Here is a 20,038-nt window from a genome sequence, read left to right on the forward strand (position 1 = left end):
GGCCAGCACGGCCGCACGACGAAATCGGGCGGCGACGGAGCACCGTCGCCGCCCGATCATCGGGAAGGACCGGGTCAGCCCTGCGCGCGGCGGTTCGTGCGAGCGCCCCGCGAGGAGCCGCCCACGAGGCTGCCGACGCGCAGCGGCTGCGGGCCGCGAGCGCTCTGGCCACGGCCGCCGCTCGCGCCCGCCGACTTCGCGGTGCCGCCCTGGCCGCGCCCGGAGCCCGAGGCCCGGCCGCCCGAGGTGCTCGACGAACCGCGCTCTCCGCCGCGACCGGAGCCCTGCGACGAGGCCGTGCGCGAGGCGGCATCCGCCCCGCCCTGACCGCGGCCGCCGCCGCGACGACGCCGCGAGCCGCCGCCCTCGCCGCTGCGCTCGGTGCGCTCGGCGTCGCCGCGGGGCGCGCCGCCGCGACCGCCGCGGCCACGACCGCTCTCGCGCAGCTCGCCGCCCTCCGCACCGCCGGTGCGACGGGCGCGCTTGCGCTGCGCGTTCGCCCCCTGCGAGGTGCCGCCGCCGCCCTGGGGCTTCGCCTGGCGCGGAGCCGGCTTCACGTAGGGCGCGACGTCGCCGACGAGCGCGACGACCTCGGGGGAGGCCGGCGTGGCCGGCTTCGGGGTGACGGTGATCGCCGCCTTGCGGAGCAGCTGCTTCAGATCCTGCAGCTGGCTCGGCAGGGCGATCGTGACGACGTCGCCCTCGTTGCCGGCGCGCGCGGTGCGGCCCGAACGGTGCAGGTACGCCTTGTGCTCGACGGGCGGGTCGACGTGCACCACGAGTTCGACCTCGTCGACGTGCACGCCGCGCGCCGCGACATCCGTCGCGACCATCACGCGCACCGAGCCGTCGCCGAAGGCGGCGAGGTTGCGGTCGCGCTGCGGCTGCGAGAGGTTGCCGTGCAGGTCGACGGCGGGGATGCCGGACTCGGTCAGCTTCTTCGCGAGCTTCTTGGCCTGGTGCTTCGTGCGCATGAAGAGCATGCGGCGGCCGGTGCCGCTCGCGAGGGACTTCACGAGCTCGAACTTCGTGTCCTGGTCCTCAGTGAGGTACACGTGGTGGGTCATCGCGGCGACGGGCGAGTTCGCCTCGTCGACGGAGTGCAGCACCTCGTTCTGCAGGTAGCGCTTCACGAGCTTGTCGACCCCGTTGTCGAGGGTCGCCGAGAAGAGCAGGCGCTGCCCGCCGCGCGGCGTCTTGTCGAGGATGCGGGTGACGACCGGCAGGAAGCCGAGATCGGCCATGTGGTCGGCCTCGTCCAGCACGGTGATCTCGACGGCGTCGAGGTGCACGAAGCCCTGCTTCATCAGGTCCTCGAGGCGGCCGGGCGCGGCCACGACGATGTCGACGCCGGCGCGCAGCGCCTCGACCTGGCGCTTCTGGTTGATGCCGCCGAAGATCGTCGTCACCTTCAGGCCGTAGGCCTCGGCGAGGGGCTCGATCGTGCGGGCGATCTGGGTGACGAGCTCACGCGTCGGCGCGAGCACGAGGCCGAGCGGCCGGCCGGCGCGGCGCGAACCGCCGGCGAGCACGGTGCCGAGGCGGGCGACCATCGGCAGGGCGAAGGCGATCGTCTTGCCCGAGCCGGTGCGGCCGCGGCCGAGCACGTCGCGCCCGGCGAGGGTGTCCGGCAGCGAGTCGGCCTGGATCGGGGTGGGGGTGGTCTTGCCGTCGGCGGCGAGGATGTCGACGAGCGGGGCGGGCACGCCGAGCGTGCGGAAATCAGGGGTGGTCATACGTGCCTTTCGGGCATGGCCCACGGGCGGGAGCGCGCACGGGCGTCGCGATTCGTGCGGCACGCCGTGGCGGTTCGACCCGTCGGTGGGTGAATGGCGAAGGCGCCGGTCGGCGCATCCGTTCGCCGTACGAATGAGTCATCGGGGCGGCCTGAGCCGGCCCGGAAGCGTTCTACGACGCGGGGCGCGCGAGGCGCGCCACACCTGCAGTCTAGCCGATGCCGCTCATTCGGCCGATTCGGGCTCGTGCGCCCAGCTCGGCGCGAGGGCCCGAAGGCGCGCGCCGCGCCACTGCCAGAACGCCCAGACCGGGTACCAGGCGAGGGCGTCGCCGAGCGCCGACCCCGAGCGCACCCGCAGCTGGTCGCGGTACCGGGTGCGCCCCCCGGGCGCGGGGGAGACGGCCATCCGGTGGTCCCAGCTGCGGAACGCCGCGAACGGGCCGGAGGTGGCGCCGCCGCCGTCCCGCAGCATCCGCACGTCGGCGGGCAGGCCGTCGCGCTCGCCCTCGAGGAAGCGCAGATCGACCACCTCCTCGCCCGCCGGCCAGCGCCGCAACGCGAGCGGCTGCACCCGGTGCGGCCCCTCCGACCAGGTGGTCGGCAGCCCGCCCGGCTCGAGGGAGCGGAAGTCGAGCCAGGGCGCCACGACCTCCCGCAGCACTGCGGGGCTCCGCAGCGCCCGCCACGCGGCGTCCGGGTCGCAGTCGAGGGTGAGCTTCAGCAGCACGCGCATGCTCGAGAGGCTACGCGGACCCCCGGCCGCCGTCGAGGCGCGCGCCGTAGACTCCGGCCATGGCCGATGGACTCTGGTGGCTGCCCTCCCTCCTCGTCTTCGGCGGCGCCGCCGTCGCGCTCGTCGCCGCGATCGTCGGGGTGCGCCGGCTCGGACGCCGCCGCGAGCTCGCCGACCTCGAAGGCGGTCGCGCGGTCGAGGTGCGGGCGAAGCAGCTCATCGTCGAGACCGACGAGCGGGTCCGCGAGGCCCGCCGCGAGATCGCGTTCGCCGGGGCGCAGTTCGGTGCCGAGGCCGCCCGCCCGGTGCGCGAGGCGAGCGAGCGGGCCGAACGCTGGCTGCGCGAGGCCTTCCTGCTGCAGCAGCGGCTCGACGACGCGGAGCCCGACACGGCCGCCGAGCGACGCCGTTGGAGCGAACGCATCGCGGGGCTCTGCACCTCGGCGCTCGGCGCGCTCGACCAGGCCGAGCAGGCGCTCGGCGTCCGCCGGGCGGCCGAACGAGGCGCGGGGGCGACGCTCGCCGAGCTGCCGGAGACCGCCGCGAGGCTCGGACGACGCCGGCAGGATGCCGCGGCCGCCCTGGACCGGCTCGGCACCCGGTTCCGGCCCACCGCCCTCGTCGGCGGGCGCGCCGCCCTCGCCCGCGTCGACCTCGCGCTCGCCGCGGCGGGCGCCGCGCTCACCGCCACCGGGCCCACGGCCGGTGCGGGCGACGCCGAGCGCGCCGCGCGGATCGCCGCGGACCTCGACCGGGCGACCGCCGACCTCGACGCGATCGACCGGCTCGAGCTCGAGCTCGCCGACGCGGAGCGCGCCGCGGAGCAGGCGATGCGCCGCCTCGACGCCGAGCTCGTCGACGCCCGGCACCAGCGCGACGCGTTGAGCGACCCCGAGGACGCCCGTGAGCTCGGCGAGGCCATCGCGGGCGTCGCCGCGCTCATCGGCGTCGCGGGCACCGCCACCGACGTCGTCGAACTGCCCGACCCCTTCGCCGAGCGAGACCGGCTCGACGCGGCCCTCGACCGCCTCGAGTCGGCGCGGGCCGAGGCGCGCACCGCGCAGGCGAGGCTCGACGGGGCGCGTTCGGCGCTCGGCGGCGCGCTCGCGATCGCCGAGAGCCAGCTGGGCGTCGCCCGTGCCCTCGTCGAACGCGGTCGCGGCCTCGTCGGCGCGGGGGCGCGCACCCGGCTCGCCGAGGCGGAGCGCCAGCTCGTCATCGCCCGCCAGGAGCCCGATCCGGTGGCCGCCCTCGACGCCGCCCGGCGTGCGGCGGCGCGGGCCGCGGACGCCGAGGCGCTCGCCTCCTGGGACGCCGGCGCCGGGCGGCGCTGACGCACGAGGACGCACGGGCGGGCCGTCCCTCCCGAGTCCACTAGCCTGGCCCGGTGCAGCCTGACGCCCCCTTCGCCCAGTCCAAGTACCAGGTCCGGTTCGAGTGGGGCGCCGAGGGCCTCGAACGGCTCGCCCCCGCCGACGTCGTCGTGCTCGTCGACGCGCTCTCCTTCACGACCGCGGTGGTCGCGGCCGCCGAGCACGGCCTCGCCGTCGCGCCCTGGCCGAAGGGCGAGCCCCGCGCCGAGGCGTTCGCCGCGGGCCTCGGCGACGGCACGGCGCTCAGCGCCCCCGCCGCCTTCCTCGCCGGCCTCGCGAGCGGGCACGAGCTGCCCGCCCGCCCTGGTGCGACCGTCGTGCTCGCCTCGCCGAACGGGGCGACCCTGGCGCGCGGCTTCGCCGTGCGAGCCGAGGCCGACGGCGCCGCCGCCCCCGTCGTGCTCGCCGCCTCGCTGCGCAACCGCACGGCGGTCGCCCGCCGCATCCTCGCTCTGCAGGAGGAGCGCGGCCGACGTCTCAGCGTCGCGATCCTCGCCGCCGGCGAGCGCGGCGGCGACGGGGTGCGCTTCGCCGTCGAGGATCAGCTCGCCGGCGGCGCGGTCGTCGACGCCCTCGTCGCCCTCGGCATCGACCACACCGCGCCGGAGGCCGCCGTCGCCTGCGCCGCCTTCGAGGGCCTGCGCCGCGCCGTCGGCCACCTGCAGAGCGCGAGCGGCAGCGGGGTCGAGCTCGTCGGGCGCGGCGTGGGTGCGGGCGTCGCCGCGGCGGCGCAGACCGACGTCACCGAACTCGTGCCCGAGCTCCGCGGCGAGGTGTTCCGCGTCGGCTGAGCCGGCTCAGCCCGCGGTGACGGGGCGCTTTCGCGCGCGGTGCGCGCGCACCTTCGCCCGGTTGCCGCAGCGCTGCATCGAGCACCAGCGGCGGCTGCCCGCCCGCGAGGTGTCGAGGAAGACGATGTCGCAGTCGTCGCCCGCGCAGACGCGGATGCGCTCGGCGTTCGCCGCCCCGAGCAGGTCGACCGCGTCGCGGGCGATCGTCGACAGCGCCTGACCGACGAGCTGCACCGAGCGGCCCGCCTGACGCGCGCCGCCGGCGAGCGACGGCGGGATGTCGGGGGTCGCGGCGTAGAGGTTCACGATGTCGACGTCGTCGCTGCGGCGCTCGCCGCCGTGCGCCGCGGCGAGGGCGAGCCGGGTGATCGCGTCGCGGAGCGCCGTGGCGTCGAAGAGGTCGCGGGTGCGGGCGTCGCCGATCGCCATCGGGAAGCGCTCGCGCAGCCAGCCGGCGAGGTCGTCGGGGGAGTGCAGCAGCTCCTCGGCGAGCGAGGCGCCGATCGGGCCCGTGCACGCGAAGTCGAGCGCGAGCGAGCCGGAGTCGAACCACCAGCGGAGCCCGTCGCCGGAGACGACCCACTGGCCGACGGGGATCTGCACGGTGGAGACGGGCATGCTGCGCTTTCGGGTGGGGAGGTGCGGGGCGCCGCTCGGGCGCGCTGTCCATTCTGCCGGATGCCGCGACGGGTCCGACCCGGCGCGGGCGGCGCGGCTCAGCCGGCCGCGGCGCTCGCGGCGCGGCGGCGCATCGCCGGGGTGATGTCGCGGCGGTGCCACTCGATGAGGTTCGCCCGGTCGAAGCCGCGACGGCAGAGCCCGCAGCTGAGCGCCCGCTCGGGCCGCCGGTACCGGTAGTGCACGTGCCCCGCCGGGCAGCTGCCCACCCAGGGCGCGAGCTCGTCGGCGATCTCGCCGTCGTGCGTGCGGCGGCCGACGTAGCCGAGCTCGGCCGCGGTCTTCGCCCACTTGGGGCCGTGCCCGGCGCGCGGACCGGCGAGCGCGTGCGCGACCTCGTGCAGCAGGATCTGGTGGATCTCGTCGTCGTCGTAGCGGGCGGCGAGGTAGCGCGACACCGAGATGCGCTTGGCCGTGTAGTTGCAGAGACCCGCCCGCTTCTTCGCATTGTCGAAGCCGAAGCTCCACTGGGCGGGGTCGAGGTGCAGGGCGATGAGCGCCTCGGCCCACCGCCTGACCCGCTCGAGTTCCGCCATGGGACAGAGAATAGCGCCGCCCACCGGCACGGGGCCCGCGCGCGGCGTCCGCGCCGCCTCAGCCCGTGAGACCGACGAGCAGCAGCCGGTCGTCTCCCGCGCGGGGGTCGCCCCGCCCGTCGGTGTTGTTCGTCAGCACCCAGAGCCCGCCGCCGGGCGCCGCGACGACGTCGCGCAGCCGCCCGTGCTCGTCCGCGAACCAGGCCTCCGCCGTCGGCGCCGCCGCGCTCGCCGGAGAGATCGCCCACAGCCGTTCGCCGCGGAGCGCCGCGAGGAACAGCGCGTCCCCGGTCGCGGCCAGCCCGCTCGGGCTCGCCTCCGACGTCGGCCACTGCAGCACCGGGTCGACGAAGGCCGGGTCGCCGGCGACGCCCTCCACCACGGGCCAGCCGTAGTCGCCGCCCGCGCGGATGAGGTTGAGCTCGTCCCAGGTGTTCTGACCGAACTCCGCCGCCCACAGCCGGCCCGAGGCATCCCAGGCGATGCCCTGCGGGTTGCGGTGGCCGAGGCTCCAGACGTGCGTGCCGAAGGGGTTGCCGGGCGCGGGCGCCCCGTCGGGCGTCATCCGCAGGATCTTGCCGGCGAGCGAGCCCCGGTCGCGCGCCGCCTCGCGCAGCCCGGCGTCGCCGGTCGTCGCGTAGAGGAAGCCGTCCGGGCCGAAGGCGAGCCGGCCGCCGTTGTGATTGCCCGCCTTCGGGATGCCGGTGAGCACCGGTTCGGCGGCGCCGAGCGCAATGGCGCCGGGTTCGCCGGTCACCGGCATCCGCACGATCCGGTTGTCCTCGGGCCCCGTGAACATCGCGTAGAGGGATGCCTCGCGCTCGCCGTCGCCCGGCAGCTGGGCGAGGCCCAGCAGCCCGCCCTCGCCGCCCGGGGCGACGCCGGGCACCTCGGCGACCACGCGGGTGCCGCCGCCCGGCAGCACCTCGACGATGCGGGCGAGGTCGCGCTCGCTCACGAGCACCGCGCCGTTCGGCAGGGCGACGACCGACCACGGGGCGTCGAGGCCCGTCGCGAGTTCGCGGACCGAGCCGTCCGGCCGGAGCACCGGGGGCGGCGCGGACGGCGGGGACGGGGCCGGGCCCGTGGCCGTGGGCGCCTCCGGGCTGCTCGGCGGCGGGCTCGTCGGCGCCGGGCCCGCACCGGGGGCGCAGGCGGCGAGTGCGAGCAGCGCGAGGGCGGCGAGCGCGGCGGTGCCGCTCGCTCGGCGGGTGCGGCCCGGCATCCTGCCCCCGTTCCTCGTCGACGTCGTCGCGTCCAGTCTGCGCGTCGCGCACCCGCGCGGCAACGCCCGCCGCGCGACGCCGCGCGCGTCGCGGCAGAATGGGGGGATGGCGGCGGCGATCGATCTGAACTGCGACCTCGGCGAGTCGTTCGGGGCGTGGCGGCTCGGCGACGACGAGACGATGTTCGGCCTCGTGACGAGCGCGAACGTCGCCTGCGGCTTCCACGCCGGCGATCCGCTGACGATGCGGCGCAGCGTCGAGCTCGCCGCGCGGCACGGCGTCGCCCTCGGCGCGCACCCGGGCTACCGGGACCTCGCGGGCTTCGGCCGCCGCGCCCTCGACGCCGCGCCCGAGGAGCTCGCCGCCGAACTGCTCTACCAGCTCGGCGCGCTCGACGGGCTCGCCCGGGCGCAGGGGGTCCGCGTCCGTTACGTGAAGGCGCACGGGGCGCTCTACCACCGGCTCGGCGCCGACGAACGGGCCGCGGCGGCGTTCGCGGAGGCGCTCGCCGCCTACGACCCCGCCCTGCCCGTGCTCGGCGCGCCCGGCGGGGCGATCGAGCGGGCGGCGACCGCGGCCGGGCTGCGCTTCGCCCGCGAGGCGTTCGCCGACCGCGGCTACGGCGCCGACGGGCTGCTGCGGCCGCGCGGGGCGGCGGGCGCGCTCGTCACCGAACCCGAGGAGGTCGCCGCCCGGGCCGTCGCCCTCGCCACCACCGGCGCCGTGCCGCTCGCGGACGGCGGCGCGCTCGAACTCGCCCCCGACTCGATCTGCCTGCACGGCGACACCCCCGGCGCGCCCGAGCTCGCCCGGCGCGTCCGGGCGGCGCTCGAGGACGCCGGCGTCCGGGTGCGGGCGTTCGCATGAGCGTGCGGCTGCTGCCGAGCGGACCCGACGCGATCCTCGTCGAGTGCGGCTCGCAGGCCGAGGTGCTCGCGCTGCACGAGGCGCTCGCCAGCGACCCGCCGGAGGGGCTCGTCGAGCTCGTGCCGGCCGCGCGCACCGTGCTCGTCGCCGTCGACCACCGGGTGCTGCCGCTCGAGACGGCGGCGAGCTGGGTGCGGCGTGCGATGCAGCACGGCCCGGCGCAGCACGGCGGGGCCGACGTCGGATCCGGGTCAGCGTCGTCCGGCGGCGTCGCGAGCGCACCGCCCGTCGTCCTCGACGCGAGCTACGACGGCGAGGACCTCGACGACACCGCGCGCCTGCTCGGCATCGGGGCGGCCGAGCTCGTCGCCCGCCACCTCGCCGCCGAGTGGCGGGTCGCGTTCATCGGCTTCGCGCCCGGCTTCGCCTACCTCGTGAGCGACGACTGGCCCTACCGGGTGCCCCGGCTCGACGCCCCGCGCACCCGCGTGCCCGCCGGATCGCTCGCGCTCGCCGACGGCTACACCGGGGCCTACCCGCGCGAGAGCCCGGGCGGCTGGCGGCTCATCGGCCGCACCGAGGCGGTGCTCTGGGACGAGGGCGCCGATCCGCCCGCCCGGCTCGTGCCCGGGGCGCGGGTGCGGTTCCGCGAGGCCGGATCGTCGCCGGGAGCGGGCTCGTGACCGCCCTCCGTATCGTCGCGCCCGGGGCATCCTGCCTCGTCGAGGACCTGGGCCGGCCCGGCCTCGCCCGCCTGGGCGTCGGGCGCTCGGGCGCCGCCGACCGCGGCGCGCTCGCGCTCGCGAACCGGCTCGTCGGCAACGCCGAGGGGGCGGCGGGCCTCGAGGTGCTGCTCGGCGGCTTCCGGGCCGTGGCGGAGGCGGACGCCTGGATCGCCGTCACGGGCGCGCGCGGCCCCGTCCTCGTCGACGGCGTCGAGGCGTCGCCGGCCGTCGCCGTGCGGGTGCCGGCCGGCGCCGAGCTGGAGCTGCGGCCCGCCGAGCACGGCCTCCGCTACCTCGTCGGGGTGCGCGGCGGCATCGCGGTGCCCGAGGTGCTCGGCTCGCGCTCCCGGGACACGCTCGCCGGGCTCGGGCCCGACCCCGTCGCGGCGGGCGACCGCCTGCCGATCGGCCCCGAACCCGAGGCGCCGGTCGCGCTGCTCGACCGGGAGGCCGCGTTCGCCCCGGTGGACGGGCCCGTCGTGCTCGAACTCGTGCCGGGCCCCCGTGCCGACTGGTTCACCGATGCGGCCCGGGCGCTCCTCTTCGACACGGAGTGGCGCACCTCGGCGGCGGCCGACCGCGTCGGCACCCGGCTCGAGGGGCCGGTGCTCGACCGGCTCGTGGCCGGCGAACTCGCGAGCGAGGCGACGGTGCCGGGCTCGATGCAGGTGTCGACCTCGGGTCAGCCGACGATCCTCGGACCCGATCGCCCGGTCACCGGCGGCTACCCGGTGATCGCGATCGTCGCGCCCGCCTCGCTCGATCGCGTCGCCCAGCTCCGCCCGGGCCAGCCCGTGCGCTTCCGTCACGCCCGCTGACCCGCCCCCTCTCCTCACACAACTCAGGAACATCCGGCGGTTATGCGCCTCGAGGCGATCGGCGATCGGCGTCGGCGCAGGGATGCCGATCGGATGCTTCCTGAGTTGTGAACCGGGGGAAGGGGGAAGGGGGGAGGGCGGGGCCCGGGTGCTACTTGGCGAGGAAGACGGAGCGGGCCGGCGGCGGGCTCGGCACCGCCGTGGCATCCGTGACCACCGGCGCGCCCGCGACGAAGCGGCGCAGTTCCTCGCCGTCGACGAGCTTGGCGGGCGCCGGGTCGCTCGCGAGGCGGCGCGGCAGCTCGGCGAAGGGCAGCTCGGCGTCGCTCGCGTACATGACGACGTTGCCGAAGCGGCGCCCCTTCAGCATCGAGGCGTCGGCGGCGATCGCGACGTGGGCGAAGACGTGGCCGAGGGTCGCCGCCTGCGCGCGGGCGAAGCCCAGCCCAGCCCCGTCGGCGACGTTCACCGCGACGATGCCGCCGGGCGCGAGCCGCGGCTGCAGCAGGCCGTAGAACTCGGCGCTCGTCACGTGCGCGGGCGTGCGTGCGCCGGAGAAGATGTCGACGACGGCGAGGTCGACGGCGCCGTCGAGACCGGCCGGCAGCTTCTGCAGCACCGCCCTGGCGTCGCCGTGGCGCACCCGCAGCTGCGCGCCGCGGGGGAGCGGCAGCACTTCGCGCACGAGTTCGACGAGCTCCGACTCGAGCTCGATCACCTGCTGCCGGGAGCCCGGCCGGGTCGCGATGACGTAGCGGGGCAGGGTGAGCGCCCCGCCGCCGAGGTGCAGCGCCGTGATCGGCTCGCCCTCGGCGCGGACGAGGTCGACGGCGTGCCCGATGCGGCGCACGTACTCGAAGCCGAGCCACTCGGGCCGTTCGAGCTCGACGTGCGACTGCGGGGTGCCGTCGACGTAGAGCGTCCAGGAGCCGGGCGTGCTGCGGGACTCCTCGAGCTTCGCGAGGTGGCCGCTCGCGGAGAGGCGGCGTTCGAGCGGCGGGTCGGCGTGATGCGGCACGGCTCAACGCTACCCCGCGCCCTGGGCGGGCGGGCCGGGCAGGCGCCCTCAGCAGGCGCCGAAGAGCACCGCGTCGAGCCGGTCCCGTTCGAGCACGGCGGCCGGGTGCGGTCCGTGCAGCGCGAGGTGTTCGGCGACGAGGGCAGGGATGCCCGCCGGGCCGGCGACGAGCACGGCGTTGCCCTCCTCGGTGCCGGCCAGCACGCCCGCGTCGCCCGCGACGAGCAGCTCGATGCCCGGCTGCGCCCTGGCGATCGCGCGGGCCTGCTCGCGCAGCCGGCCGAGGCCGGCGGCGTCCGCCACGTTCGCGATGAGCAGCGGCGGCCCGTCGGCGGGGTCGAGGAGGGCGAGCAGCTCGCGCTGGAATGCGACGTCGGCGACGAAGGCGGGCGGGTCGAGCCGGGAGTACAGGTCGAGTACGACGAGGTCGAAGCCGGCGCCCGCCTCGCGCAGCGCCGGCACGGCGTCGGCGGCGTCGGCGATGCGCGTCTCGACGCCCGCGGGCGCCGGCAGCCGCTCGAGCACGAGGTCGAGCAGCTCTGCGTCGAGCTCGACGACGAGCTGCGCGGAGCCCGGCCGGCTCGCCGCCACGTAGCGCGGGATGGTCAGCGCCCCGCCGCCGAGGTGCAGCGCGCGCAGCGGTGCGCCGGGCGTCGCCATCGCGTCGATCACGTGGCCGATCCGGCGCACGTACTCGAAGAAGAGGCGGCCGGGGTCGTCGGCGTCGACGTGGGATTGGGCGGTGCCGTCGACGAGCAGGGTCCAGCCGGTGCTGCTGAACACGTCGCGCGCGAACTCGAGGCGGGCCATCCGGGTGCCGTCGCCGGGTCAGCGACCCTCGGCGACGTCCTCCGGCCGGCCGGGGCGGGCCTCGAGCGCATCGAGCGCGGCGGCGAGCAGGGCCTCGCGGTCGAGGCCGCGTTCGGCCGCGAGCGCCGCGATGCGCTGATCGAGCGCGTCGGGGGCGAGCGGCGCGGCCGAGGTCGCTGCGGGGAGGCCGGTGGCGGATGCCTCGGCCGGCCGGTCGCGCAGCAGCAGCCCGACGACGGGCAGCACGATCGTGCCGAGCGCGTCGACGATCGCGATGACGCCGAACCAGCGCCAGTACGCGTCCCAGCCGCCGTCGCCCGGGATCCGCCCGTCGCTCAGGATCGGCAGGATGACGAGCAGCGCGACGAGGGCGATCGCGGTGAGGGTGACGGCCATCGCGGCGCGCACGAAGGGATGCCGTCGGCCGGCGAGGAGGAGCAGCAGGTTCGCGTGCGCGAGGCTGAGCGCGAGCACCCCGGTCACGCCGAACCAGCGCCAGAGCTCGCCGGAGCCGTCGTTCCAGGCATCCCAGGGCGTCCAGATCAGTACGAGGCCGATGACGAGCGCGATCGCGCTGACGGCGAGCCCGACGAAGCCGACGACCCGGACGGGGCGCCCGGCGACGGCGAGGTGGCAGAGCGCGACGGTGCTGAAGCCGGCGACGAGGAGGGTGGTCGTCAGCACGCGCCCCTGCACCTCGCCGAAGTCCCCGGTGAGCAGCACGACGATGCCGACCACCGCGGTGATGGAGATCGAGGCGACGAGTGCGACGACGGCGGCGCGGCGGGCGCCGCGGACGCCGGGCGGGCGGTGAACGGTACCTGGCTCGGTCATGGCACCTCCTCGTGCCGGTCAGTCTAGGGATCGCAGGCGGCGGAATCGGGGAGGAGCGGCCCGGAATCCCGGGCGAGGCGGGGGTCGCGACGAGGCATCCGATCCCCGCGCGCCGCGGTTATACCGGAGATCTCCGACGAAATCAAGAATCCGGCTGGACATGGCGCGTCTTGTCGCATATGCTTGACCTTTGCGCTCCCAGACCCACTCTGCCTTCATATTGCGGTCGGCTCCGTGTAGTCCGTGATCTCGCGATCACCGACTCCCGCACACGTCTCGGGGCAACTCTCCACTTGTGACAATGAACCGGGCCGACGGGCCCATGGAGGTCATTTCCTTGGCTGCTGCGCGCAACGCGACCACGCCCACCCCCAAGAACGGACGCGAGGCAAGTCGCCTCTCGTTCGCGAAGGTCACCGACACCCTGACGGTCCCCGACCTGCTCGCCCTGCAGACCGAGAGCTTCGACTGGCTCGTCGGCAACGACGCGTGGAAGGCGCGCGTCGAGCAGGCCACCGCAGATGGTCGGAAGGACCTTCCCGAGGCCACCGGCCTCGAGGAGATCTTCGAGGAGATCTCCCCGATCGAGGACCTCGGCGAGACCATGCAGCTCTCGTTCACCAACCCTGAGCTCGAGCCGCCGAAGTACACGATCGACGAGTGCAAGGAGAAGGGCAAGACCTACTCCGCGCCGCTCTACGTGAACGCCGAGTTCATGAACCACCTCACGGGCGAGATCAAGACCCAGACGGTGTTCATGGGCGACTTCCCGCTGATGACCGCCCGCGGCACCTTCGTGATCAACGGCACCGAGCGCGTCGTCGTCTCGCAGCTCGTCCGCTCGCCCGGCGTGTACTTCGAGCGCACCCCCGACAAGACGAGCGACAAGGACATCTACTCCGCTCGCGTCATCCCGAGCCGCGGCGCCTGGCTCGAGTTCGAGATCGACAAGCGCGACCAGGTCGGCGTCCGCATCGACCGCAAGCGCAAGCAGTCGGTCACGGTCTTCCTGAAGGCACTCGGCCTCACCTCCGAGGAGATCCTCGAGCAGTTCGCCGGCTACGAGTCGATCGCCCTCACCCTCGAGAAGGACAACATCCTCACGAAGGAAGAGGCGCTCAAGGACATCTACCGCAAGCTCCGTCCGGGAGAGCAGGTCGCCGCCGAGGCCGCCCGCGCGCTCCTCGACAACTTCTACTTCAACCCGAAGCGCTACGACCTCGCGAAGGTCGGCCGGTACAAGATCAACCAGAAGCTCGGCCTCGAGGCCCCGCTGACGGACTCGGTCCTGACCGTCGACGACATCGTCGCGACGATCAAGTACCTCGTCGCGCTGCACGAGGGTCGCGAGACCCTGCCGGGTCGCCGCGGCGGCAAGGCGGTCGACATCCGCCTCGACGTCGACGACATCGACAACTTCGGCAACCGTCGCATCCGCGCGGTCGGCGAGCTCATCCAGAACCAGGTGCGCACCGGCCTCAGCCGCATGGAGCGCGTCGTCCGCGAGCGCATGACGACGCAGGACATCGAGGCGATCACGCCGCAGACCCTGATCAACGTGCGACCCGTCGTCGCCGCGATCAAGGAGTTCTTCGGCACCTCGCAGCTGTCGCAGTTCATGGACCAGAACAACCCGCTGGCCGGCCTCACCCACAAGCGCCGCCTCTCGGCGCTCGGCCCCGGCGGCCTCTCGCGCGACCGCGCGGGCGTCGAGGTCCGCGACGTGCACCCCTCGCACTACGGCCGCATGTGCCCGATCGAGACCCCGGAAGGCCCGAACATCGGCCTGATCGGCTCGCTCGCCTCGTTCGCGCGGATCAACTCGTTCGGCTTCATCGAGACGCCGTACCGCCGCGTCGAGAACGGCAAGGTCAGCAACCAGATCGACTACCTGACCGCGTCGGAGGAGGACGACTTCATCGTCGCCCAGGCCAACGCCCCGCTGAAGACCGACGGCTCGTTCGTCGAGGACCGCGTGCTCGCCCGCAAGAAGGGCGGCGAGGTCGACCTGTTCCCGGCCGCCGAGATCGGCTACATGGATGTCTCGCCGCGCCAGATGGTGTCGGTGGGTACCTCCCTCATCCCGTTCCTCGAGCACGACGACGCGAACCGCGCCCTGATGGGTGCGAACATGCAGCGCCAGGCCGTGCCGCTGCTGCGCAGCGACTCGCCGCTCGTCGGCACCGGCATGGAGGGCTACGCGGCCGTCGACGCCGGTGACGTCATCACCGCCGACCGTGCGGGCGTCGTCGCCGAGGTCTCGGCCGACTCCGTCACCGTGCAGCTCGACGAGGGCGGCACGCAGACGTACTACCTGCGCAAGTTCGACCGTTCGAACCAGGGCACCTCGTACAACAACCGCGTCGTGGTCTCGGCCGGCGAGCGCGTCGAGGTCGGCGAGGTCATCGCCGACGGCCCCGCCACCGACAACGGCGAGCTCGCGCTCGGCAAGAACCTCCTCGTGGCGTTCATGCCGTGGGAGGGCCACAACTTCGAGGACGCGATCATCCTCAGCCAGAACCTGGTGAAGGACGACGTCCTCTCCTCGATCCACATCGAGGAGTACGAGGTCGACGCCCGCGACACCAAGCTCGGCAAGGAGGAGATCACCCGCGATCTCCCGAACGTGAGCCCCGACCTGCTCGCCGACCTCGACGAGCGCGGCATCATCCGCATCGGTGCCGAGGTGCGCCCCGGCGACATCCTCGTCGGCAAGGTCACGCCGAAGGGCGAGACCGAGCTCAGCGCCGAGGAGCGCCTGCTCCGCGCGATCTTCAACGAGAAGAGCCGCGAGGTCCGTGACACCTCCCTGAAGGTGCCCCACGGCGAGCAGGGCACCATCATCGGTGTCAAGGTGTTCGACTCGCAGGACGGCGACGACGAGCTCGGCTCGGGCGTCAACCAGCGCGTGGTCGTGTACATCGCCCAGAAGCGCAAGATCACCGAGGGCGACAAGCTCGCCGGCCGCCACGGCAACAAGGGCGTCATCTCGAAGATCCTGCCGGTCGAGGACATGCCGTTCCTCGCGGACGGCACGCCGGTCGACGTCGTGCTGAACCCGCTCGGCATCCCGGGTCGAATGAACTTCGGCCAGGTCCTCGAGACCCACCTCGGCTGGGTCGCGAAGCAGGGCTGGAAGGTCGACGGCGCCCCCGAGTGGGCGAAGACCCTCCCCGAGGGCGCCCGCGAGGCCGCCCCCGGCACCAAGGTCGCCACCCCGGTGTTCGACGGCGCGCACGAGGAGGAGATCGCCGGTCTCCTCGACTCGACGCTGCCGAACCGCGACGGCGAGCGCCTCATCGACTCCTCGGGCAAGACCCAGCTGTTCGACGGTCGCTCGGGCGAGCCGTTCCCGTACCCCGTGTCGGTCGGCTACATGTACATCCTGAAGCTGCACCACCTCGTGGACGACAAGATCCACGCCCGCTCCACCGGCCCCTACTCGATGATCACGCAGCAGCCGCTGGGTGGAAAGGCGCAGTTCGGCGGCCAGCGCTTCGGCGAGATGGAGGTGTGGGCGCTCGAGGCGTACGGCGCCGCCTACGCCCTCCAGGAGCTCCTCACGATCAAGTCCGACGACATCCTCGGCCGCGTCAAGGTGTACGAGGCGATCGTCAAGGGCGAGAACATCCAGGAGCCCGGCATCCCCGAGTCGTTCAAGGTGCTCATGAAGGAGATGCAGTCGCTCTGCCTGAACGTCGAGGTGCTCTCGGCCGACGGCACCGCGGTCTCGCTCCGCGACACCGATGACGAGGCCTTCCGCGCCGCGGAGGAGCTCGGCATCAACATCTCCGCGCGCTTCGAGTCGTCGAACATCGACGAGATCTGAACCGCCAGGTACGAAACGACTTCAGGAATCTAGGAGAGAAATTGCTCGACGCAACGACGTTCGATGAGCTTCGTATCGGCCTGGCCACCGCAGAGGACATCCGCAAGTGGTCCCACGGCGAGGTCAAGAAGCCGGAGACCATCAACTACCGCACGCTGAAGCCCGAGAAGGACGGGCTCTTCGGCGAGCAGATCTTCGGGCCGTCCCGTGACTGGGAGTGCGCCTGCGGCAAGTACAAGCGCGTCCGCTTCAAGGGCATCGTCTGCGAGCGGTGCGGGGTCGAGGTCACCAAGAGCTCGGTCCGCCGCGAGCGGATGGGCCACATCGAGCTCGCCGCCCCGGTGACGCACATCTGGTACTTCAAGGGCGTCCCCTCGCGCCTCGGCTACCTGCTCGACATGGCGCCGAAGGACCTCGAGAAGGTCATCTACTTCGCCGCCTACATGGTGATCGATGTCGACGAGGACGGCCGTCACGCCGACATGCCCGGCCTCGAGAACGAGCTCCGGCTCGAGATCAAGACCATCGGCGACCAGCGCGACGCCCGCATCGCGACGCTCATGGCCCGCAAGGAGGAGGAGCTCGCGCAGCTCGAGGCCGACGGCGCCAAGTCCGACGTCCGCAAGCGCGCCGAGGCCGCCGCCGACAAGGAGATGACCCAGGTCCGCAAGTCGGCCGACGAGCAGATCGCGCACCTCGAGCGCGTCTGGGAGGACTTCCGCACGCTGAAGGTCGGCGAGCTGAAGCCCGAGGACTCGGTCTTCCACGAGCTGCAGGACCGCTTCGGCATGTACTTCGAGGCCTACATGGGCGCCGAGGCCATCAAGAAGCGCCTGCTCTCGTTCGACCTCGCGGCCGAGGCCGAGGACCTGCACCTGCAGATCGCCGAGGGCAAGGGTCAGAAGAAGATCCGCGCCATCAAGCGCCTCAAGGTCGTCAACTCGTTCCTGCAGACCGGCAGCTCGCCGGCGGCGATGGTGCTCGACGTGGTGCCGGTGATCCCGCCGGAGCTGCGCCCGATGGTCCAGCTCGACGGCGGCCGCTTCGCGACCTCCGACCTGAACGACCTGTACCGCCGCGTCATCAACCGGAACAACCGTCTCCGCCGCCTGCTCGACCTCGGCGCCCCCGAGATCATCGTGAACAACGAGAAGCGCATGCTGCAGGAGGCCGTCGACGCCCTGTTCGACAACGGCCGTCGCGGCCGCCCGGTCACGGGCACCGGCAACCGCGCCCTCAAGTCCCTCAGCGACATGCTGAAGGGCAAGCAGGGTCGTTTCCGCCAGAACCTGCTCGGCAAGCGCGTCGACTACTCGGGCCGTTCGGTCATCGTCGTCGGCCCGCAGCTGAAGCTGCACCAGTGCGGTCTGCCCAAGCAGATGGCGCTGGAGCTCTTCAAGCCGTTCGTGATCAAGCGTCTGATCGACCTGAGCCACGCGCAGAACATCAAGGCCGCCAAGCGCATGGTCGAGCGTTCGCGCCCGCAGGTGTGGGACGTGCTCGAGGAGATCATCCGCGAGCGCCCCGTGCTGCTGAACCGTGCGCCCACGCTGCACCGTCTCGGCATCCAGGCGTTCGAGCCGCAGCTCGTCGAGGGCAAGGCCATCCAGCTCCACCCGCTCGTCTGCGCCGCCTTCAACGCGGACTTCGACGGCGACCAGATGGCCGTCCACCTGCCGCTGTCGGTCGAGGCCCAGGCCGAGGCCCGCGTGCTCATGCTCGCGTCGAACAACATCCTGAAGCCGTCGGACGGCCGTCCGGTGACCCTGCCCTCGCAGGACATGATCATCGGCCTGCACCACCTGACGACCGAGAAGCCGGGCGCCCCCGGCGAGGGCCGCGCGTTCTCGTCGATCGCCGAGGCGATCCTCGCGTTCGACCAGAACCGTCCGGGCGACATCAAGCTCGACCTCGGCGCGGTCGTGAAGATCCGCCTCGAGGGCCTGCACTTCGGTGAGGGCCAGGAGCCGGAGAACTTCGAGCCGGGCAAGTCGTTCCTGCTCGAGACCACCCTCGGTCGGGCGATCTTCAACGAGGCGCTGCCCGTCGACTACCCGTACTTCAACAAGCAGGCCGGCAAGGGCCAGATCTCGGCGATCGTCAACGACCTCGCCGAGCGCTACCCGAAGACGGAGGTCGCCGCGACCCTCGACCGCATCAAGGACGCCGGCTTCCGCTGGGCGACCCGCTCGGGCGTGACCGTCGCCCTCTCGGACATCATCACGCCGCCGAGCAAGGGCGAGATCGTGGCGAAGTACGAGAAGCAGGCCGCCAAGGTGCAGTCGCAGTTCGAGAAGGGTCTCACGACCGACCTCGAGCGTCGCCAGGAGCTCATCCAGATCTGGACCAAGGCCACCGACGAGGTCGCCAAGGCCATGCAGGAGAGCTTCCCGACCGACAACACCATCAACCGCATGGTGACCTCGGGCGCCCGTGGTAACTGGCTGCAGGTGCGCAACATCGCCGGCATGCGAGGCCTGGTGAACAACCCGAAGGGTGAGATCATCCCTCGCCCGATCATCTCCTCGTACCGCGAGGGTCTCTCGGTCGCGGAGTACTTCATCGCGACCCACGGTGCCCGAAAGGGTCTGGCCGACACGGCGCTCCGCACCGCGGACTCCGGCTACCTGACCCGTCGTCTCGTCGACGTCTCGCAGGACGTCATCATCCGCGAGGACGACTGCGGCACCGGCAAGGGCCTCGAACTGCCGATCGGCCTCACCGACGCCTCGGGCGAGCTCGTGCGCGACCCGAACGTGGAGAACTCCGTGTTCGCCCGTTCGCTCGCGGCCGACGCCGTGAGCGCCAAGGGCGAGGTCGTCGCCGAGGCCGGCGAGGACGTGGGCGACGTGCTCATCGACAAGCTGATCGCGGCGGGCGTCGAGTCCATCAAGGTCCGCTCGGTGCTCACCTGCGAGTCGGCGGTCGGCGTCTGCGCGAAGTGCTACGGCCGTTCGCTCGCGACCGGCAAGCTCGTCGACATCGGCGAGGCCGTCGGCATCATCGCCGCCCAGTCGATCGGCGAGCCGGGCACCCAGCTCACGATGCGTACCTTCCACACCGGTGGTTCGGCCTCGGCCGACGACATCACGCAGGGTCTGCCCCGCGTGCAGGAGCTCTTCGAGGCCCGCACCCCCAAGGGCGCGTCGCCGATCGTCGAGGCCCCCGGCCGCATCACGATCGACGAGACCGACAAGCAGCGCAAGGTCATCCTGACGCCCGACAACGGCGACGAGCCGATCACGTACAACGTGCTCAAGCGCTCGACGCTGCTCGTCGAGGACGCGCAGCACGTCGAGCTCGGCCAGCAGCTCATCGTCGGCACCGTCGACCCGAAGGAGGTCCTCCGGGTCAAGGGCGTGCGCGAGGTGCAGAAGCACCTGGTGAACGGCGTGCAGGACGTGTACCGCTCGCAGGGCGTGCCGATCCACGACAAGCACATCGAGGTCATCGTGCGCCAGATGCTGCGCAAGGTCACCGTCGTCGACCACGGCGACACCGACCTGCTGCCCGGCGAGCTCGTCGACCGGTCGAAGTACAACTCGATCAACCGCGCGGCGCTCACCGAGGGCAAGAAGACCGCCTCGGCGCGTCAGGAGGTCATGGGGATCACCAAGGCCTCGCTGGCGACCGAGTCGTGGCTGTCGGCCGCGTCCTTCCAGGAGACGACCCGCGTGCTCACGCAGGCCGCCATGGAGGGCAAGAGCGACCCGCTGGTCGGCCTCAAGGAGAACGTGATCATCGGCAAGCTGATCCCCGCCGGCACGGGCCTTGCGAAGTACCGCAACGTCACGGTCGAGGCGACGGAGGAGGCGAAGGCGGAGCGCTACCCGAACCGCATCTTCGCCGACGACGCGTCGTTCAACGAGGGCGACCTCAGCTTCGTCGACTTCGACGCGTTCTCGAGCGACGACTTCACGCCCGGCAACTACAGCTGAGCGTGACGCGCTGAACCGCAGGGCCCCGGAGCGATCCGGGGCCCTTCGGCGTCTCCCGCGCGCTTCCGCTGGCAGGCGCCGCCTCGGCGCTAGCATGAGCCGAATCGGTCACACGGGGTGCCCG

15 protein-coding genes are annotated in these 20,038 nt (G+C 73.4%); 7 read left to right on the plus strand and 8 right to left on the minus strand.

The genetic code is table 11. The features are described 5' to 3' along the window. Positions 1-74: 74 nt before the first annotated feature. Both MTP13_RS09090 and MTP13_RS09095 read right to left on the minus strand, forming a co-directional pair. Complete coding sequence (locus MTP13_RS09090) at positions 75-1,736, minus strand: DEAD/DEAH box helicase (protein ID WP_243570766.1); 1,662 nt, start codon at positions 1,734-1,736, stop codon at positions 75-77. Positions 1,737-1,961: 225 nt separating this feature from the next. Continuing rightward, a complete protein-coding gene (locus tag MTP13_RS09095; protein ID WP_243570767.1) occupies positions 1,962-2,471 on the minus strand; it encodes a hypothetical protein in 510 nt (169 codons plus the stop codon). A gap of 59 nt (positions 2,472-2,530) precedes the next feature. Here MTP13_RS09095 and MTP13_RS09100 point away from each other — a divergent pair, with 59 nt between their 5' ends. Continuing rightward, the gene (locus MTP13_RS09100) at positions 2,531-3,805 is read left to right on the plus strand and encodes an ATP-binding protein (RefSeq protein ID WP_243570768.1); all 1,275 of its coding nucleotides are present in this window, start codon (positions 2,531-2,533) and stop codon (positions 3,803-3,805) included. Positions 3,806-3,858: 53 nt separating this feature from the next. Continuing rightward, positions 3,859-4,635, plus strand: coding sequence for a 2-phosphosulfolactate phosphatase (locus MTP13_RS09105; RefSeq protein ID WP_243570769.1), 777 nt, complete (start codon positions 3,859-3,861; stop codon positions 4,633-4,635). Between the two features lie 6 nt (positions 4,636-4,641). On the opposite strand, the gene MTP13_RS09110 is transcribed toward MTP13_RS09105, so the two are convergent. From MTP13_RS09110 to MTP13_RS09120, 3 genes are all read right to left on the minus strand, one after another. After that, positions 4,642-5,253, minus strand: a complete 612-nt coding sequence (locus tag MTP13_RS09110; protein ID WP_243570770.1) for a CGNR zinc finger domain-containing protein — start codon at positions 5,251-5,253, stop codon at positions 4,642-4,644. 98 nt (positions 5,254-5,351) lie between these two features. Further along, complete coding sequence (locus MTP13_RS09115) at positions 5,352-5,849, minus strand: SprT-like domain-containing protein (RefSeq protein WP_243570772.1); 498 nt, start codon at positions 5,847-5,849, stop codon at positions 5,352-5,354. A 58-nt stretch (positions 5,850-5,907) separates the two neighbouring features. Beyond that, positions 5,908-7,074: a PQQ-dependent sugar dehydrogenase gene (locus MTP13_RS09120; protein WP_243570773.1), complete on the minus strand. Its 1,167-nt coding sequence runs from the start codon at positions 7,072-7,074 to the stop codon at positions 5,908-5,910. A gap of 106 nt (positions 7,075-7,180) precedes the next feature. Between MTP13_RS09120 and MTP13_RS09125 the strand changes: the two genes are divergently transcribed. Genes MTP13_RS09125 through MTP13_RS09135 form a run of 3 tightly spaced genes read left to right on the plus strand, consistent with a single transcriptional unit; the run spans position 7,181 to position 9,485 of the window. Then, complete coding sequence (locus MTP13_RS09125) at positions 7,181-7,942, plus strand: LamB/YcsF family protein (RefSeq protein WP_243570774.1); 762 nt, start codon at positions 7,181-7,183, stop codon at positions 7,940-7,942. Beyond that, positions 7,939-8,625 carry a 5-oxoprolinase subunit B family protein gene (locus MTP13_RS09130; protein WP_243570776.1) on the plus strand — a complete coding sequence of 229 codons (687 nt, stop codon included), beginning with the start codon at positions 7,939-7,941 and terminating at the stop codon, positions 8,623-8,625. Before MTP13_RS09125 ends, MTP13_RS09130 begins: the two co-directional genes overlap by 4 nt. Next, on the plus strand, positions 8,622-9,485 hold the full coding sequence (locus MTP13_RS09135; RefSeq protein WP_243570777.1) for a 5-oxoprolinase subunit C family protein: 864 nt from the start codon (positions 8,622-8,624) through the stop codon (positions 9,483-9,485). Before MTP13_RS09130 ends, MTP13_RS09135 begins: the two co-directional genes overlap by 4 nt. A 151-nt stretch (positions 9,486-9,636) precedes the next feature. On the opposite strand, the gene MTP13_RS09140 is transcribed toward MTP13_RS09135, so the two are convergent. The 3 genes from MTP13_RS09140 to MTP13_RS09150 are packed head-to-tail and all read right to left on the minus strand — an operon-like array spanning position 9,637 to position 12,147. After that, positions 9,637-10,503, minus strand: a complete 867-nt coding sequence (locus MTP13_RS09140) for a spermidine synthase (protein WP_243570778.1) — start codon at positions 10,501-10,503, stop codon at positions 9,637-9,639. Between the two features lie 48 nt (positions 10,504-10,551). Further along, positions 10,552-11,313 carry a spermidine synthase gene (locus tag MTP13_RS09145; RefSeq protein ID WP_243570779.1) on the minus strand — a complete coding sequence of 254 codons (762 nt, stop codon included), beginning with the start codon at positions 11,311-11,313 and terminating at the stop codon, positions 10,552-10,554. 18 nt (positions 11,314-11,331) lie between these two features. After that, positions 11,332-12,147, minus strand: a complete 816-nt coding sequence (locus MTP13_RS09150; RefSeq protein WP_243570780.1) for a hypothetical protein — start codon at positions 12,145-12,147, stop codon at positions 11,332-11,334. A gap of 337 nt (positions 12,148-12,484) precedes the next feature. Between MTP13_RS09150 and rpoB the strand changes: the two genes are divergently transcribed. Beyond that, entirely contained in the window at positions 12,485-15,976 is a 3,492-nt protein-coding gene (gene rpoB, locus MTP13_RS09155) for a DNA-directed RNA polymerase subunit beta (protein WP_243570781.1), read from the plus strand. 41 nt (positions 15,977-16,017) lie between these two features. Next, a complete protein-coding gene (gene rpoC, locus MTP13_RS09160) occupies positions 16,018-19,914 on the plus strand; it encodes a DNA-directed RNA polymerase subunit beta' (RefSeq protein WP_243570782.1) in 3,897 nt (1,298 codons plus the stop codon). Positions 19,915-20,038 lie beyond the last annotated feature (124 nt).

The organism is Agromyces soli, from assembly GCF_022811605.1.
GTDB classification, from domain to species: domain Bacteria; phylum Actinomycetota; class Actinomycetes; order Actinomycetales; family Microbacteriaceae; genus Agromyces; species Agromyces soli.